Origin of the sequence: Lactiplantibacillus fabifermentans DSM 21115, assembly GCF_000498955.2 — a bacterium.
GTDB classification, from domain to species: Bacteria; Bacillota; Bacilli; order Lactobacillales; family Lactobacillaceae; genus Lactiplantibacillus; species Lactiplantibacillus fabifermentans.
Genome location: NZ_AYGX02000062.1, coordinates 1 through 17760, shown reverse-complemented (window position 1 = coordinate 17760; position 17760 = coordinate 1). Strand labels below are relative to the sequence as shown.

Sequence of the window (17760 nt, the reverse complement as noted above, 5' to 3'; positions counted from 1 at the left end):
GTTATGCTGAACAATTTGTCCAAAAATTCGGATTAAATTTGCAATCTACCATTAAACGTGAAAATATGCTATGTTTGGATTAAGTTAAGTGGGTTTATTAATTTTGGCGGATTTCATGGTAAATGGGGTGGCACGGATGCAAATTCATGATGTGGCGACAGCAGCAGGCATCTTTTTAGTAGTTTTGTTGATTGGTCGTTATCGTAATAAAAAATTTAGCCCGCCAGTTGTTGCGGCATTGTATGTGACAACGGTATCCTTGACCGGCAAGCTAGTTTTGCTGATTCCATTTTGCCAAGGATTCAGTTGGTGGCAACGAATAATCATGTATGCAGCCTTAGCGGGTATTCTTGCAGAGCTATTTGTACATATTGGGTTGCCGCTATTGGAGGACTGGTGAGGTTAGTACCCTCAAAGATAGATAGAAATTAACGCAAAAGACCGTTTGATGGATGTTCATCAAACGGTCTTTTGCGTGTCGATTGTAATTGTCTCAATGTGATTTAAGCCACTCTTGTACGCTATTGGCGCGTCATGACGCCATCTTCAATCCGATAAACGACATCACAGTTGCCAATCAACCGTTGGTCATGGGTGACCATGACGATCGCTTTTTGATGTTGGTGCGCTTCGTTGGCGAGGCGGTCAACGACATCAATGGAACGCGGTGTATCGAGACTGGCAGTTGGTTCGTCGGCTAAGATGACACTCGGATCGTTATAGAGTGCCCGTACAATGGCGACCCGTTGACGTTCACCACCGGATAATTCGTTCGGATAGGCGGTGGCGACTTCGCTCAAAGCTAGTTCCGATAGTAATTGTTGGGCGCGTTCCGCCTGAAAGCGGCGTTTAGCCATCTTATCGACGAGTTTTAATTGCTCGGTGACGGTTAAAAAGGGAATTAAGTTAGAACTTTGCAAAATAAAGCCGATTTCATTGAAGCGGTAGGCGAGTCGGGCTTTTTCACTTTGTGCGGCGAGTTCAGTCCCGTTTAATAAAACTTGGCCGCTAGTTGGGGTTTGTAAGCCCGCGGCAATTGTCAAAAAGGTGCTTTTCCCAGAGCCAGATGGGCCAATGATGGCGACGAATTGCCCCGGCAAAACTTCAAAGTTGGCATCGGTCAAAGCGGTGACGGCGGTGTGACCGTGGCCAAATTGTTTCGTGATATGTTGTAGTGCTAATACGGGTGTTGACATGAGTTTCCTCCTATCCAATTGCGACGGCGGGGTCGATGTTGGCCACGGTCCGCCATGATAACAAGGCGCCAATCACGGCTGCGGCTAATAACGCCAAACTATATAAGCCAAATTGCCCCCAGTTGACGACAAACGGTAAGCCGGCGGGCATGATTTGTGCCAAACCGACCGTGATACCTAAACCTAAGACAATCCCGATGACTGCCATGGCGATACTTTGGGTCAGTAACGCGGCTAAAATATGCTTGGTCCCAATCCCTTGAACTTTTAAGACGCCAAATAATGGTTGTTTTTGTAAGGTCAAGACGAACATGAAGATGCCGATAATGGCTAAGGCAATCACGAATAAGAAGTAAATCATCGTGTTCAACGTCATTTGTTCGGCGCTATAACCGGGCAATTTTTCGATGAAAGTGGCGATGGATAAATGTTGTAAATCGCCATGTTTACTCGTTTTGAAGTGGCCGTTTTTAGTGACGAAACCGCCGATGGTCTGTTGATTACCACTCGTGACGGGGGCCGCTTTTAGGCGATTCATCGTGGCAATATCCGTGTAAACGGTAGGTGAGATTTCATACGTACTGTCAGCGTAAGTCCCCACAATTTTGACGGCGTGATTAGTGGTCCCGATGCGGACTTTTTGGCCAATCTTAAAGCCATCCGCTTTGAGGGCGGCGGAAATAATCACTTGGTCCTTACCGTTGATGGCATGCCCGTGGGTGACTTTTGGCATAATAAAACTTTGACGACTGGTGGCGAGGGCGCTCACGGTCGTTTTTTTATGGTTGGCAGTCGTCCGCAACGTGCCCGATAAGCTGGCGAGTGGGGCGACTTTAGTGCCACTGATATATTTTTTATCCGCGAGTTTTAATTGCGAGGCTGATAAGGTTTTATTAGCTGCTTTATTCAAATAAACGTCGGTCGCTTGCCACTGATCAATCGCTTGCCGATTCCCGTTAGACAGGCCATTAGCAAGGCCAGCCAACATGAAAACAACGAGGGCAATCAGCAGCAAAACGCCGCTTAACAAAGTGTAACGCAGCTTTTCGTGCCGCATTTCCTTGAGTCCTAAATACATAAGAGTTCCTCCCTTTTAAATTCGTTTATCAAGTGATAAGTGAATGACCAAATATTAGCATCTACCGGTGTAAATGGCAAGTCCTGGATATAAATTATTTTGTTTTTTGGGCAAGGTAAATCATTTCAGTGTGGTGTGTCAGGCTGGTATGATAAGGCTATGAACATGAAAGGTAGGTTTTAATTGATGGCAACAAAAAACTTTAATCATCGCGCAGCAGTGATTGCCGGGGTAACCGGTGGCGTCATTTCAGGTTTAGTAAAATTAGGCTGGGAGAACATCTTACCGCCACGGACCGCGGCGCGCGATGCGACGAATCCACCGCAGAAATTATTGGAACAAGTCGGCGTACCCGCGAGTGTGACCCATGCCACGTATTCGTATTCAGGGCATGATTTACCGGCAGTGAGCTACATGATGCACTTTGGGTTTTCAACGACCTTTGCAGTGGCGTATAGCTTATGGGCCCGTAAACATCCGCAGGTAAAAGCCGGCAGTAGCGCTTTATTTGGCTTAGGAATTTTCGGGACCTTCCATCACGCCATCTTGCCGGCGTTAGGCACGGTACCGAGTGCCAAAGAACAACCGGCTGAAGAACATATTTCTGAAGCCATTGGCCATGTTTTGTGGATGTGGACGGCGGACTGGGTGAGCGCCACGGTCTATGATCGCTTAACCCGAAATAAATAAACTGCTGGTATCAGAATGTTCACGTTTTCATAATTAAATTCTAATTTTTCTCTCATTTAACGCATTTTTATGCTAAAATGTTAATATTATATGGCATTTTCAGTGAAATTATCCATAAATGGGAGCGATGATGGGTGGAAACTGAACCACAGATTAAAAAGTATCGCCGGTTACGATTAAGCTTAGGCTGGCAGATTCTAATTGGGTTAGCGTTAGGAATTATTTTAGGGGTCATTTTTTACGGTAATCAAACCGCGATTACGGCCATGCAAAATATTGGGACGATGTTCATTGATTTGATTCAAATGATTGTCTTACCCATCGTGGTCGCTTGTTTGATTACGGGGATTGCCAATATGGGCGATTTGAAAAAACTTGGCCGCGTTGGCGGTAAAACAATTATCTACTTTGAAGTCATGACGACGATTGCGATTGCCTTAGGATTACTAGTCGGCAATGTTTTTCATCCAGGTGATTACATTAATATTCATCAATTGCATTCGACGAATATTAGCCAATACGTGGCTACGGCCAAAACCGTCTCCCATAACGGCATTTGGTCAACCATCATGGGTATCATCCCGACAAACGTGTTCAAATCGTTATCGGCAGGGGACATGATTCCGGTCATCTTCTTTTCAGTCTTCTTTGGGTTAGGTACAGCCGCGATTGGCGAACAAGGCAAAATCATCTTAGATTTCATGAACGCCGTCGCCGAAGCCATGTTTAAAGTAACGAACTGGGTCATGCATACGGCGCCTATCGGGGTCTGTGCTTTGATCGGGGTCACGGTCGCTGAAATGGGGCTCAAGGCCTTAGCCCCCCTCGGCTATTTCATTATTTTGGCGTATGCCACGATGGCCATCTTTATTGTGGTCGTCATGGGAATCGTGGCCCGGATTTTTGGGTTAAACATTTGGCACTTATTGCGGGTCATTCGCGATGAAATGGTGCTCGGTTTTTCAACGGCTAGTTCCGAAGCGGCTTTACCAAAAATCATTGATAAAATGGGTAAATATGGCGTTAACCAAGGGATTGTCTCCTTTGTCGTGCCCACGGGTTATACGTTCAACTTGGATGGTTCGGCCATTTATCAATCACTAGCGGCGTTATTTTTAGCGCAAGCGTACGGCATTCATTTATCGTTGAGCCAACAAGTCACGTTACTGATTGTGTTAATGATTACTTCCAAAGGGATTGCCGGGGTACCAGGGGCGTCGTTTGTCGTATTATTAGCGACCATTTCGACGATTGGCGTGCCTGTTCAAGGCCTGGCCTTTATTGCCGGCATTGACCGGTTAGTGGATATGGGCCGGACCGTCGTCAACGTGGTCGGCAATTCGCTAGCTGCAGTCATTATCGGTAAGTCGGAACATGAATTTGATCCGGAAATGAGTGAACGGTACTTAGCCGAAATTCGAGCTGGTAAGAAAAGCAATGCGGTGACGAAATAAATTCGGCGTGGTTGGAATTACGGTCAGCCAACTGCTGATTTGCAGTCAGCTTTAAAATAATGTTAAGTACATGAAATTGTAACTGAACATTTTCGGTAGCGGTTGGCCTAATCGAAAACTAGTCGTTGGTAACCGATTTTAAAGAAAAAGCTGCAAAGATGTCGGTGGCTGCCATTATCACTGACGTCCAACTAAAATGATTCAGGTGTAAAAATGGCCTCGTTACGAGATTTCGTAGCGGGGCCATTTATGTTGGTAATCAAGCTAGCAATCATATCTTGGGATGCTTTGGCGGTTGCATTTTACCGCGCATTAGGCGTTAATTGAGTTTAAATAATCAAAAGACCAGGGGGCATGACGATGAGTGAACCGTATTTTACGATTGGCCAATTAGCACAGTTATTCGATGTTGAAGTCCCGACGTTACGTTACTATGACGAAATTGGGTTATTAAAGCCCGCCCATGTCGATGTCAAAACGCATTATCGCTATTACGCAACGGCGCAATTCGAACGACTGAGCACGATTAAATACTTCCGGGCGTTAGGGTTATCAATTGCGGCGATTCAAGATTTCTTTGCGGCGCGTGAATTGCCCAAATTGACGAAGATGTTGCAGGAACAACAAGCCGAAGTGCGGCAACAAATTGAGACTTTACAAGCAATTGATCAACGGTTGGATAATCGCTTAACGCAAGTGGCGCAGGCCCAATCGGCACCGCTGGGCGTTTGTGAAGTTGTGACGTTGCCCAAACGACCGATGGTTTATTTACAACAGCCCTATACCGCTAGTGATGATATTGAATTAGTGATTGCCAAACTCCGCGCGCAATACGGGCTGACCCAATCGGTCTTTCTAGGGAAAATTAGTTTTTCGTTACCACTGGCGGCCTTGAATGCGGGAGCATATACGCAATATGACGGGATTTTGTTAGTTTTTGAACCGGGTGACCAGCTGCCAGCCCAACAACAAGTTTTAGTTGGTGGGACGTATTTGCAAGTTGTTTTTCGCGGGACCCACACGCAAGCAGGACCTTATTATGAGCAATTACTGGCGACGTGTCATGAACAAGGGTACCAATTGCGGGGACCAGCCCTGGAAACGGCGTTGATCGATTATGGTATTACTGACCACGTTGAGCAGTCCGTAACGCGGATTCAAATTCCAATTAACGCTTGACCCTCAAGTGACTTGAGCCTTTATACTCAAAGTAGTTTTTGCATGGGAGTGAAAGATATGATTGGGACAATTTTTAATGTGGGCATGATTTTAATTGGCTGTACCATTGGCACGTTGTTTAAAAAGGGAATCAAACCAGCGTATCATGAGATTTTATTACAAGCGCTCGGTTTAGCGGCGACGTTGATTGGGATTAACGCGGTTGTGCAACGGATGCCGCAAAGTAAATATCCCGTTTTATTCATCGTTAGTTTAGCGGTTGGGGGCTTGATTGGCCAAGCCCTCGATTTACAAGGTCATTTCGACAAACTCGTTGGTAGATTTTCGGGTGGTAATTTAGTGGAAGGCTTAGCCACCGCCATTTTATTATATTGTATTGGGTCATTATCGATTCTCGGGCCATTCGAAGCGGCGCTGAAGCATGACTACACGTTCTTATTTACCAATGGGATGCTCGACGGGATTACGTCAATCGTCTTAGCATCGACGTTTGGTTTCGGGATTGCCGCCGCAGCTGGCGTTGTGTTGGCGTGGCAAGGGTCATTATATGTCCTCGCACTGATACTGCAAGGCGCGTTAAGTACCGCGATGCTCAACGAAGTCACCATTGTCGGGGGCATCTTGATCTTTGGCTCGGGATTGGGATTATTGAACATTAAGAAAATCAACACGCTGAATTTATTGCCGGCCCTCATCATTCCGCCGATCGTCATCAGCGTCATGCAATTATTTTAGCGTGGGTTATTGTTGGTGATTGCCGCTACCAGCTGACCGTAATTCCAGCCGCCATGAGGACCGGCCCAAGCCTGAGAAGCGGTCTTGGACCTCGCTTTTGAGCCTGAAAAGCGAGTCTCAAAAGGCGTCCGTGGCGTAAACGGGATACAAACCAATCCCGTTTACGCCACCTACATGGCAGCTTCCATTACGGTCAGCTGGTAGCTAAATTGGTTTTGAAATTAATGACGATTATTTGGTGTAGTCAATGTTGGTATGTAACTAGCACAGACATTTACTACACCAAAAGAATGTTGTTGCTGCTTTTTTGTACTGGTAAGTTCGTTTTAAAGCTTAATATTAACGAAATAAAGCGGACTTACTACTGCATTTGGTGTAGTAAATGTCTGGTTTGGTGTAGCTTTGGTTGCAAATGAAAACACCGGTATGACAGTGTTTGTGCTCTTGTGAGTTTTTCTTTTAACGCAAAAGTAATTGAAATAAGCTAATTCGTGAAGCAAAGTGGCAGTATCGCTGTCAAAAATGGCTAACATAATTCCATTGAGCTAAGTACATAATTGGCTCAAAGCCTTGTCACCATTGGAATTTGGCTGATTCATTTTTTGTTTGGTGTAGTAAATGTCGGTATGCGATTAAAATTACCGACATTTACTACACCAAAGAATGTTATTGCTGCTCTCTGCGCTGGTAAGTTCGTTTTAAAGCTTAATATCAACGGAATAAAGGCGGATTTATCACTGCATTTGGTGTAGTAAATGTCTGCGTTTGGTGAAAAAGTGAAATTCGTCAACAATGACGACACTAAAAGGTGTCATTTCATAGTCTCGTATCCGCTTGACTCGTGGTACAATAGTTGAGCATTGGAGATGTTCAATGTATATCCAGATGAAAAGGGAGCACCTAGTGAGTTAGTTCACTAGGTGCTCCCTTTGAAGTATTAGCCGGCATTAGCAGCCTGGTCAGCCAGTACTGTAAATCAGTTTTATTCCGATAAGTTATGTTTAGCGCCGAGTAGATGGCGATTGTGTTCGAGATGATTGTGGATGTGCTCGAACAATTCGTGTTTCGGTAAATCAGTTTCTTCGCATAACGGTGGCAGCGGGAAGCGGTCATCGATGTTGATGGTCTCAGCGGTAATGGCGGTCGGGGCGGCTAACGCGATCGCGAGACTATCCGGCGTATGCTGATACATGAGATCGCTGCGGATGGCAAACTTCGCGTTTTGCTGATTGGCGAGTTTGATGTAGCGGTCTAAAATATCTTGATCAAGTAAGCCGTGTAGTAATAGCTGATAGTCCGGATGGGCCGTCATTTCTTGTTGAAGCTCTACCGAATAATCGCGTAATAGAGCTTGGGTAAATGTAATCCCTAAATCAATGCGTTCATGAAAGGTCCCCAAATTACGATGTTGTTCATCGGGATGGAGAACCGGGGTGCCAAACATGGCCGATTGTAAATGTTTATCCATTTGGTCTTCGGATTGTGACATGGATTTCAGGTCCTTTCCCACGAGTAGGTAAGCGCTGCCACTCTGTTATTACTATCCATTGTAGTAAATAATAATAATAGTGCAAATTAAGATTTTCTTAAGGTGGGTTGTGCTTGAATCAGTAAAGTGGCTTCAAATTGGTCGGCAGTGACTTCGTAGCTCACCTTAACTTGTTTGTTGGTTAACTGTGCAATGCTGCTCAAGCCATACCCAAAATGCCCGGGCTTAGTGGTAAAGCGATTTTTTGAGATTCGTTGTAAGTCGATGGTCGTCGTTGCCGGGATCTGATTTTTGACTTGAAAGCGGACGGCTTGTTGCGGCGTGACCACAATGGCCAGTTGCACTTGGTGATTCGCCTGACTGGCCGCATCAATCGCATTGTCGAGTAAGTTGCCTAAAATTCGAACAACATTGACTTGGTTGACGGCGGGCAATTGAATCGGCTGTAACGCCGTAATCGCCAAAGTAACTTGTTGGGCGGCCGCGGCTTCAAACTTCGAATAAATCAAGCCACTGACGGCGGGGGCCTTCAAATAACGCAGTTGCGCTGGACTATCACCAATATTTAGTTCTTGGCTATTCGGCCAAACGGCTTGTTCAAAATAAGTCTTGAGTCCCGGCATATCATCATGTTGAATATATTGCGCCATACTTAATAAGATATTTTGATAATCATGTTTGAATAAATGTAATTGTTGATTATGATGACTCAAAACGGCATTATATTGAGAAACTTCGTTCAATAATTGCGCGTCGGTTAGGCGACTGTTCTTGTTGCTGACCAGATAAAACGTGATGATGCCAAAAACCAGACAGGCGATACTAGCCACATAGGTTTGTGAAACGACCGTGAAGTCGAGCACGTAAGCGTACGCTAAAATGTAGCCGGCGTAGCAGAGCAAAACTAGCCAATAGTCACTCGTTTCGATGGACACGTGTTGAAAAAAGTCAGCGGCCGTGGTCCGTTTGACGAGGTGATGGGCCCCGAGACCGATTAGAATCATAATCGGTAAACAAATGACGACTGCGCCAAATAAATTAATGTCGGCGGCCACATTATGCAAGTTGGTCGCTTGCCGGAGCGGCTTAGCCAAGTCACTAGCCAGCGCGAACTTGAGAAAACTGCCCGCCACACCACCAATTAAACGTTTGAGCGCGTTTAGAAATAATACGATTGGCAGCATCAAAATCCATTTGGAATAAAGTAGCCGCGCACTCAGCCAAGTGTCGAACAGGGTGATGGGGATGATCCAGATGAATACGAGTGGTAAATGTGGCCACCACGCCGTTGCTAGTTGGCCGAGAATCCCAAATAAAACGACCCCGCTCACCCAGACGGTTGCCAAGCGCCACGTTAAAAATTCGCGAAATGCGAGCATCAGAATCAGCATTTCGTAGCCGCCCGAAATTAAGGACAGTGTATAGAGCAAAATTGCCATCAAGTAGCCCCCTTAGCTGCACATCGGTTAGGATGTGATTGTTAGTTAATACCTTTATCATAAAGCAATTTGCGGGCCAATCGACCTTTTTTTGAAATTTTTTGTAATTTAAGCTTGCCTTCGACTAACTAGAAGCCGGTAAACTAATGAACATCAATTAATTCAAGGGGGATTATCATGCAAAACTTGTTAGTCGTTGGTGTGTTAGCACCACAAACTATTTCTAATTTAACGGTGGCTGTAGATAGATTGGTAGGCGCTCGGTTAACGGTCTATGCGCCAGCGGATCAACAATCAGCTTGGCCAACCGATGTTACCTTTATTAGTGGCGACTTAACGGACGTCGCCGGCTTGACGGCCGCGGCGTTGGACCAAGACTTAGTACTCGTGCAACTCGATGCCACTAAGTTGGTCGCCGAAACGCAAGCCATCACGACGGCCTTACAGCATCGTGATGGGACGCAGTTGGTCATTGCTAGTCCCGATAGCTTGTTGTCATTGACGGAACGGCCCGTTCGCTGGTATCAACACCGGCTCCAACGGCGACAAATTGCGGCCTTAAAGTTGGTCGAAGCTGAGTTACGTCAAAGTGGGATTACATTTGCCTTGATTGAAGGCCAAACTGCCCAGGATACCGTCATCTATACGACGGCCATGACAACGACGTGGGCCAGCCCCGTACCGACACGCCGACCATTACAACTGACGGACTATTTGGCGGTTCCTACTGAAGACAGTTTAGTTGCGTAAAGTGATAAAATTTGGTGTTTTTCTCAATTGGTTAATGTTATGATTACTACGAACAGTTTATTTACTTAGAGGAACGGGTGGATTAAAAAATGCCAAGACATATGTCCAAGCGACGCCGGCTACCGGTTGTCCTAATTGCCATGGTGATTTTGGGGGTCATCGGTTTTTCCGTTACACAAGCGTCCGACTGGATTGACGCGTCGTTTACGAACAAGCAAACGGCCGCCAAACCAAAGCCGAAACCAAAAGCTAAAGTGGTCAATCAAGTTAAACTAGACGTCCCATTGATTAATCAGATGAGTGCACCACGCCTATACAACGGCTGTGAAGTGACCTCTTTAACGATGATGATGAATTATTATCACATCAATGTTACGAAAAATGAATTAGCAACAAAATTAACGTCAGTACCGCTAACATATGACAATGGGGAACACGGCAATCCTAATTATGGGTTTGTCGGTGATGTTACTGGGACTGATCCGGGTCTAGGTGTTTATCACGGCCCGATTTATAAATTAGCCAAAACGCAAACTAGCCATGTCAAAGATTTGACCGGGTCCAGTTTTGACACGGTCATCAAACAACTTGAAGCCGGGCGCCCCGTGTGGACGATTACCACGGCTTCCTTTGCACCAGTTAGCTCGATGGAAACTTGGCAAACGCCACAAGGTTCCGTTAAAGTAACCTATGACATGCATAGTGTGGTCATTGTTGGCTTTAACCGCGCTAAAAAAGTTATCTATATTAACAATCCGTACGGGCACAAAGCCCAAGCGGTCAATTGGCAAGACTTCCAAGCTGCCTACAAACAAATGGGCTCACAGGCGGTTGTCTTGACTTTGAAACGGTAGTAGCTGCCACTACGCTTACGCAGCAGCTAAAGTAATAGTGTATGAAGTGGTGTGACGACAATTTTTGTGGTCGCACCTTTTATATTGGTTGCAAACGGCATTTTTGCGATCAGCGCTGATATGCGGTCGGCTGGAAGTAGCCAGTAGTTAAAATTGTCATTTAATTCACATATGCATTCACCGCGATTACCAAATTTGGTAATCGCTTTTTTTAGCGATTCGGTATTGTCGGTGAATCAGTGTGAATAAAGGTGATGACGGCGGTGGGGGGCGAGCTGGTCGGGGGTACTAACGCAATTGGTGTTATCCAACTTTATTGAGGAAATCACAATAATGATTGATGAAATTGACCCTTTGGTGTACTATTTCACATGTGGGGAAACAAAAGGGAGGCGTTCGGATGAAACCTGACAATGACGTAATATTGCTCGCTTATTTTAAGCAAAATCACATCACGCAACAGAATTTGGCTGATTCCATCGATCGTAGTGTTAATACTGTTTGGAATAAGTTGCACGGTCGCTCCAAGTGGAGTGTCGTGGAAGTGCAAAAATTGCATGATGACTTTGGTGTGCCGACACAGTATTTCTTTCGGGATTAAATTAACTGAACTAACTAGTAGCGCGATGACAACCGCTGTGACTGATTTAATCACCGAAGACAATTGAATTAACTTTGGAAGAGTTTACGATAAGATGTCGTGAACTTTTTTTGTGTTAAGAATATGTAACTAAATTGCAAACTAATTGACCCAGTTTTTAAAGAAAAATAGCCTATGATAATAATGACTAGAAAACTAATATTTTATTTGAGTATAAAAATGTTAAAATAGGCGACAGGGTGTTGACTGTTTTAACTATGTTTGATTAGTCCAGCTATTTTGGGGTGCTGCTTAACAATTTTTGAATATGGTTTAAATGCAATTGTCAATCATGGGGAGAAGGTCACTGACGTGCGAAAATCAATTTTCGGCGTGACTTTGCTAATGACGATGGCAGCTATTGAGACATTGACGGTGACCGCTGAACCTGCGCAAGCGCGCAGTTTAGCGATTCCAGATATTTCCGAATGGCAGGGGGCGTTAACCGCGACCCAAGTTCAACAATTAAAACCACAAGTGGCGTTTGTTATTAATCGACGTCAATATGGGGCGAATTATGTGGACAAGGATGCGGCTAACAATACGAGTTTATATGTGCGGTATGGTATTCCGTTCGGTGAGTATGATTTTGCGACGTTTACGAGTGTTAAAGCGGCGCGTTTGGAAGCCCGCGATTTTTATCAACGGGCGAATCCCGCCACCCGCTTTTACGTGCTCGACTACGAAGTCAATGATTTGCGCTCCGGGTCCACGAATGCTGCGGTCAAAGCTTGGTATCAAGCGATGCGGTCATTAACGAAGAAAAAGTTGATTTTTTATTCGTACGCGTCATTTGCGACTGAGTTTGCCAATACCGCGCGTCAAGCGTTCAATGCGCAGTGGATTGCGGAGTATAACCGGCAAAAGCCCGCGATTCCGTACGCCATGTGGCAATATACGGATGCAGCGCATTTAGCAGGAATCCCGACTGCGGTCGATAATAGTCGGGTTAACGTTAAAGTTCATCCAATCAGTTGGTGGACGGCGACTGGTAGTTTGACGACGCCAATGATGCGGGCCGTTAGCCGACCGATTGTTGAAAAGACCGTCGCACCAGTAGTCAAAGTTAAACCGGCGCGCGTCATTAAGACCAAGCATCGGCAGCATGTCAAAAAAGTTGTCACCAAATCGGTGAAAAAACACCCAGTGACTAAGGTCAAGGCCAAGTCATCTAAGTCAGTGACGAAGGCTAGCAAAGCACGGACGGTCAAAAAGCGGTCTGGTGTAAAAGCCAAGCGGGTCAAGAAGACCGTTAACCACCGCCGAGTCGCTGCCAAGAAGTCGGTCCGCCCAGTTAAACGCCAGCTGAAACACGTGGTGGTCAAAAAGCCGGTCCGGCGGCATGCCGTTAAAAGAGTAGTTAAGCATCGGCGGGTGGCTAAAGTCAAGCGGGCTAAAAAGGTGACCAAACGGCGGCTGAGTCAGTCTCAGCGACATCCCCGGCGGCTCAAAAAGGTTCGTCATAAACGCTAATTAAATTGGCGCCCACGAACCAGCTAAGACGTGTTAGAATAATACTTGGTGTAAGCAATTATTAGGTACAACAAGAACCGCGTGATTTGGCGCGGTGGGGATATAGGTTCAGCAATGTCGCGAACCTACCGATAGTTTCAGACTCGAATCAAGGGTATCACAATGATACGGCGAGTTATTATTTCAGTGAATTAAACACATGATGTTTCCAACAGGGAGGAAGTTTCTTAATGGATTTTACGCGGAAAGCTAAATTAGGCATTTTCACAGCAACTGGGGCGCTAGTATTAGGATTAGTTGCCGCACCGTCAGTTAACCACGTGTTACATGCGGCTTCAGACAATGTTTCCACGGTTAGCCAAACGGCCGCCCCAACGACGGTCAAAGCCACTGATCAAAAAGTGACGGCTGACAGTGCCAGCGGAACTAAGTCAAATTATAGTGTCAGCTATGTTAAGTCTGGTACTGACACCAAGACTGCTACATATAAGCAAACTGACTACAACAGTAGTAGTGATGCTTCTAACAAGGTCGATTATTTATCAAATACCAACGGCGACAGTGTTACTTTGAACAATGGTGAAACTGCCACGGTGCAAGGGACGATGGGTCGCGTGTACGTACATTGGAATACGGGTAACTGGTCAGTGACGACCGTTGCTAATACGCAAGATGTTGCGACGAACCCAACTAAGTTTGCCAACCAAGTCAACAAACAAATCGAAAACCAAGATTTGACTTCAAAAAAGGTTACCAGTGGGGCCGTAACGGTCTATAACCAACCACAATCTGGTGAAGCCAACAGTGTTAAGTGGCAAAAATCAGACACTGTTTCACAAGTCCAAGGTCAACAAGCTAGTACCGTTTTGAAGATTGCGGCCACGACTAAAGAATAAGCTATAAAATGAGCGGCATGAGCACGCGAAAAGTGTCTTCGAACGTTGACCTCCAGCATGTCATCGCTTAATGACACGTATTATTTGAATAGTACGAATAAGGGAGTCACCACTATTCTTGTTAGTGGTGACTCCCTTATTGTGTCTGAATGATAGTTGTGATTTAGCTGGAGGTCAGCAGTAATGGAAGTCGTCACTACGACTAGAATTACTACTGACCGGAAGTGGCAACTGATCAGTATCCAAATGTTTAGGATGGTTATGTTTGAAACTGGCCAAGCCGGTTTTATTTGGTGGGCGTATTTTGAGCCGTAAATTCCTGACTAATCGCCGTTAAACTCGCATAAGTTGTGGCAAAGTCGTGTCCCAGCAGTTGTTGGATGCGTTGTTCGCTAGCTTCAAAAAAAGCCTCAATCTTGTTCGCCAATTGCCGCGCTTTGGGGGTGAGCAATAAGCGTTTATAGCGCGCATCGTTGGTCGCAGGTACCCGGATAAGCAGGTCGTTTGTAACCATGGTGGTGACTAGACTGGAGGCCGTGGCCTTACGAATGTTGAATTCGTGTTCTAAATCGCGTTGAAAAACATCTTGGGTATTTTCATGGTCTGCGATGAAATTAATCGTACTGATCTGCATACCGGTTAAGCCCAACTGTTTGGCGAAATGATCGGAGTCGCGGGCTAGGGCGTTGTTTGCTTTTTTGATGGCGATGCCAATTGACTGTTCCATAATGCACCCTCTTAAATAGTTCGTATTCTGACTAAAAGTCATTATAGCGAGATAAAAACGTTAAGTCAATTAGTAATTAATCCTTTTATTATTGAACAATTGTGTTATTATAGATAACTAGTTCGAACACGAACTATTATTTGATGGAGTTGATAAAATGGAAAAAAAGGTCGACCAAAAATTGATTTTAGCCGTGGTGGCAGCGGGACTATTATCATTTTGTGGGGTCGTGGTCGAAACCGCGATGAACATTACTTTTCCCGTCTTGATGCGGGAGTTTTCAATTAATACCGCCACGGTCCAATGGATGACGACGGCGTACTTGTTAGTCGTTTCGATTATCGTCCCAATTTCTTCGTTTTTGAAACGCCGCTTTAAAACGAAGACGTTATTTATTGCCGCCAATCTCTTATTTATTGCCGGTTTAGTCATCGATGCCAGTGCAACGGTGTTTCCAATCTTAGTATTAGGCCGTATTGTTCAGGGACTCGGTACGGGGATAGCCTTACCGTTGATGTTTAACATTATTTTAGATTGGACGCCAGCTGACAAGCGGGGTACCTTGATGGGGATTGGGACGTTAATTACGGCCATTGCCCCCGCGTTAGGGCCAACTTTTGGCGGTATCGTCGTTTCCAGTCTCAATTGGCACTGGATTTTTATCTTGTTATTGCCATTGTTAGTAATTTCTTTACTATTAGGGTTATACGCCATTCGTCAAGCCCGGCCAACTGAAAAAACGAGCTTCGATGTCTTAGCCTGGGTCATGGTCATGCTGATCTTTGTCGGGTTTACGATTGCGTTTAGCAATTTAGAAAAAATCACGACGCAACCTTGGTTAGTCTTAGGTATGCTCGTTGTTGGTATCCTAGGCCTAGTCGGTTTTGTCTGGCAAACCCGCCGGTCAAGTCGGCCACTAATTAACTTGGACGTCTTTGCAGCAAAATCATTTGACTGGCACTTACTCGGGTTCTTCTTAGTTCAAATCAATGCGTTAGGCTTAGCGTTCATTTTGCCCAACTATATTCAATTAGTAAATGGCAAGAGTGCCTTGTTGGCCGGGTTATTCGTTTTACCCGGCGCCGCCATTGGCGCCATCTTTGCGCCGTTGGGTGGTCAAATCTTAGACCGTTTTGGCGCTGCTAAACCGATTCTAACCGGGGCGACGATTTTAGCGGTGGCGGTCGCACTGTTCACGGTGTTCGGGTTACATTTAAATGGACTGTCAATCCTTATTATTTACATCTTATTGATGATTGGGATGGGCTTGACCATGGGGAATACGATGACGAGTGGCTTAAGTCAATTGAGCATTCAACAACAAGCTGATGGGAATGCGGTCTTCAATACGCTGCAACAATTTGCCGGCGCTACTGGGACCTCGATTGTGTCCGCAGTGATTACGCTAGTGCAAAATTCAGCGAGTGGCAGCAATGCGACCCGGACAGCCCTTGGTTCCACGTATGCGTTAGGCCTATTACTCGTCTTAATTCTGGTAAATGTGTTCGCATTAGCTAAAGCGATGCAGACCCGTGCCCGTGATTGACATTTAGCGGCCGAGTGCTTATAATACAAGCAACAAATTAAAAGTAGAGAGCTTTAATAAGTAGGAGATAACCCAACAGTTAAGCGACTCGGTGGTTGGTGCGAACCGAGCTGTGGTTATTTGTGAATTACATAAAGTGAACTGCCAACTGGCCGGATTATTTCGTTATCAATAAATGAGCGATCACAATTTTTGTGATAACTTGGGTGGTAACGCGGAAAAACTCGTCCCTGTTTTAATAACAGGGGCGAGTTTTTTTATTTTCGAGCCGCAACTTTAAGGAGGAGCACACATGAATATTATTGATGATTTAAAATGGCGCGGCGCCATTAATCAACAAACCGACGAAGCCGGTTTGAAAGAATTAACGGAAAGCCAATCCGTTTCCTTATACTGTGGGATTGACCCAACCGGTGATAGCATGCATATCGGTCACTTGATTCCATTTATGATCTTGAAACGGTTTCAATTAGCTGGTCATCATCCCTACGTCGTTGTCGGTGGTGGGACGGGTGCTATCGGAGATCCTTCTGGTAAAAACTCTGAACGGGTCTTACAAACGATGGACCAAGTTAAACACAATGAAGACGGCTTGAATGCCCAAATGCACAAATTGTTCGGTTCAGATGATAACTTTAGCATTGTGAACAACTACGACTGGTTATCAAAACTGTCATTGTTAGACTTCTTACGTGATTACGGGAAGTTGTTCAGTGTGAACACGATGTTGAACAAAGAAGTCGTGGCGAGTCGTTTGGAAGTCGGGATTTCATACACTGAATTCACTTACCAAATCTTGCAATCCGTCGACTTCTTGCACCTATATCGCCAAGAACACGTGCAATTACAAATCGGTGGTGCTGACCAATGGGGCAATATTACGGCCGGAACTGATTTGATTCACCGTTTAGAAGGTAACGAAGCCAAAGCATACGGTTTGACGATTCCACTATTGTTGAAGGCCGATGGGACTAAGTTTGGTAAGACGGCTGGTGGGGCAGTGTGGTTGAATCCTGAAAAGACGTCACCTTACGAATTCTACCAATTTTGGATTAACCAAGATGACCGCGATGTCGTCAAATACTTGAAATACTTCACGTTCTTGAGCCATGAGGAAATTGACCGTTTAGCTGAAACAGTGAAGACCGCTCCCGAAAAACGGGAAGCCCAACGCCGTTTAGCCGAAGAAGTCACTGAATTCGTGCATGGTAAAGATGCCGTCGTTGAAGCGGAAAATATCACGAAAGCATTATTTACGGGTGATGTTCAAAACTTGAACGCCGAAGAAATTGAACAAGGCTTCAAAGGGGTGCCTTCTGCTGAAGTCACGACTGAAAAGCAAAACATCGTCTTATGGTTAGTCGATGCGACGAAGTTTGAAAGCTCTCGTCGGCAAGCCCGCGAAGATATTAAGAACGGAGCGATTCGGATTAACGGTGAAAAGATCACCGATGTTGATGCTGAAATTGACCCAACTGCCGCATTTGATGGCAAGTTTGTGATTGTTCGTCGTGGGAAGAAGAAGTACTTCTTAGCTCGGGTAAAATAACTTAAACTTAAGAGGCTGTGACATAAGTCTCTAAATTTAAAGCTGGTGAAGTGAAATCTTCGGAT

Annotated in this window: 17 protein-coding genes and 1 other annotated feature; of the genes, 12 read left to right on the top strand and 5 right to left on the bottom strand. The window is 45.3% G+C overall.

Going from position 1 to position 17760, the window contains the following annotated elements; all coding sequences use genetic code 11:
* Positions 1-136 precede the first annotated feature (136 nt).
* A complete protein-coding gene (locus tag DY78_RS05205; RefSeq protein WP_024624842.1) occupies positions 137-400 on the top strand; it encodes a hypothetical protein in 264 nt (87 codons plus the stop codon).
* Between the two features lie 121 nt (positions 401-521).
* On the opposite strand, the gene DY78_RS05200 is transcribed toward DY78_RS05205, so the two are convergent.
* A complete protein-coding gene (locus DY78_RS05200; protein WP_024624841.1) occupies positions 522-1196 on the bottom strand; it encodes an ABC transporter ATP-binding protein in 675 nt (224 codons plus the stop codon).
* A 10-nt stretch (positions 1197-1206) separates the two neighbouring features.
* Positions 1207-2274, bottom strand: a complete 1068-nt coding sequence (locus DY78_RS05195) for an ABC transporter permease (protein WP_024624840.1) — start codon at positions 2272-2274, stop codon at positions 1207-1209.
* A 186-nt stretch (positions 2275-2460) separates the two neighbouring features.
* Here DY78_RS05195 and DY78_RS05190 point away from each other — a divergent pair, with 186 nt between their 5' ends.
* From DY78_RS05190 to DY78_RS05175, 4 genes are all read left to right on the top strand, one after another.
* Entirely contained in the window at positions 2461-2964 is a 504-nt protein-coding gene (locus DY78_RS05190; RefSeq protein WP_024624839.1) for a YagU family protein, read from the top strand.
* A gap of 152 nt (positions 2965-3116) precedes the next feature.
* Positions 3117-4418, top strand: coding sequence for a cation:dicarboxylate symporter family transporter (locus DY78_RS05185; protein ID WP_024624838.1), 1302 nt, complete (start codon positions 3117-3119; stop codon positions 4416-4418).
* A 360-nt stretch (positions 4419-4778) separates the two neighbouring features.
* A complete protein-coding gene (locus DY78_RS05180; protein ID WP_156093476.1) occupies positions 4779-5597 on the top strand; it encodes a MerR family transcriptional regulator in 819 nt (272 codons plus the stop codon).
* Positions 5598-5654: 57 nt separating this feature from the next.
* Positions 5655-6332, top strand: coding sequence for a DUF554 domain-containing protein (locus DY78_RS05175; RefSeq protein ID WP_024624836.1), 678 nt, complete (start codon positions 5655-5657; stop codon positions 6330-6332).
* Positions 6333-7314: 982 nt separating this feature from the next.
* Here the strand turns inward: DY78_RS05175 and DY78_RS05170 are convergent.
* Together DY78_RS05170 and DY78_RS05165 are read right to left on the bottom strand one after the other, a co-directional pair.
* On the bottom strand, positions 7315-7821 hold the full coding sequence (locus DY78_RS05170; RefSeq protein WP_024624835.1) for a YueI family protein: 507 nt from the start codon (positions 7819-7821) through the stop codon (positions 7315-7317).
* Between the two features lie 86 nt (positions 7822-7907).
* The gene (locus DY78_RS05165) at positions 7908-9260 is read right to left on the bottom strand and encodes a sensor histidine kinase (protein WP_024624834.1); all 1353 of its coding nucleotides are present in this window, start codon (positions 9258-9260) and stop codon (positions 7908-7910) included.
* A 177-nt stretch (positions 9261-9437) separates the two neighbouring features.
* On the opposite strand from DY78_RS05165, the gene DY78_RS05160 reads away from it, so the two are divergent.
* From DY78_RS05160 to DY78_RS05140, 5 genes are all read left to right on the top strand, one after another.
* Positions 9438-10010, top strand: coding sequence for a hypothetical protein (locus tag DY78_RS05160; protein WP_024624833.1), 573 nt, complete (start codon positions 9438-9440; stop codon positions 10008-10010).
* Positions 10011-10099: 89 nt separating this feature from the next.
* Positions 10100-10864: a C39 family peptidase gene (locus tag DY78_RS05155; RefSeq protein ID WP_024624832.1), complete on the top strand. Its 765-nt coding sequence runs from the start codon at positions 10100-10102 to the stop codon at positions 10862-10864.
* Positions 10865-11264: 400 nt separating this feature from the next.
* Positions 11265-11465 (top strand): transcriptional regulator, encoded by a 201-nt coding sequence (locus tag DY78_RS05150; protein WP_024624831.1) that lies wholly within the window; start codon positions 11265-11267, stop codon positions 11463-11465.
* Positions 11466-11816: 351 nt separating this feature from the next.
* Entirely contained in the window at positions 11817-12977 is a 1161-nt protein-coding gene (locus DY78_RS05145) for a GH25 family lysozyme (protein ID WP_024624830.1), read from the top strand.
* A gap of 230 nt (positions 12978-13207) precedes the next feature.
* Positions 13208-13873 (top strand): hypothetical protein, encoded by a 666-nt coding sequence (locus DY78_RS05140; RefSeq protein WP_024624829.1) that lies wholly within the window; start codon positions 13208-13210, stop codon positions 13871-13873.
* 286 nt (positions 13874-14159) lie between these two features.
* Here DY78_RS05140 and DY78_RS05135 read toward each other — a convergent pair whose 3' ends face one another.
* Positions 14160-14600 (bottom strand): MarR family winged helix-turn-helix transcriptional regulator, encoded by a 441-nt coding sequence (locus DY78_RS05135; protein WP_024624828.1) that lies wholly within the window; start codon positions 14598-14600, stop codon positions 14160-14162.
* Between the two features lie 157 nt (positions 14601-14757).
* On the opposite strand from DY78_RS05135, the gene DY78_RS05130 reads away from it, so the two are divergent.
* Together DY78_RS05130 and tyrS are read left to right on the top strand one after the other, a co-directional pair.
* The gene (locus DY78_RS05130) at positions 14758-16146 is read left to right on the top strand and encodes a DHA2 family efflux MFS transporter permease subunit (RefSeq protein ID WP_024624827.1); all 1389 of its coding nucleotides are present in this window, start codon (positions 14758-14760) and stop codon (positions 16144-16146) included.
* A 37-nt stretch (positions 16147-16183) separates the two neighbouring features.
* Positions 16184-16381 (top strand) — a binding site (T-box leader).
* A 57-nt stretch (positions 16382-16438) separates the two neighbouring features.
* Positions 16439-17695: a tyrosine--tRNA ligase gene (tyrS, locus tag DY78_RS05125; RefSeq protein ID WP_024624826.1), complete on the top strand. Its 1257-nt coding sequence runs from the start codon at positions 16439-16441 to the stop codon at positions 17693-17695.
* Positions 17696-17760 lie beyond the last annotated feature (65 nt).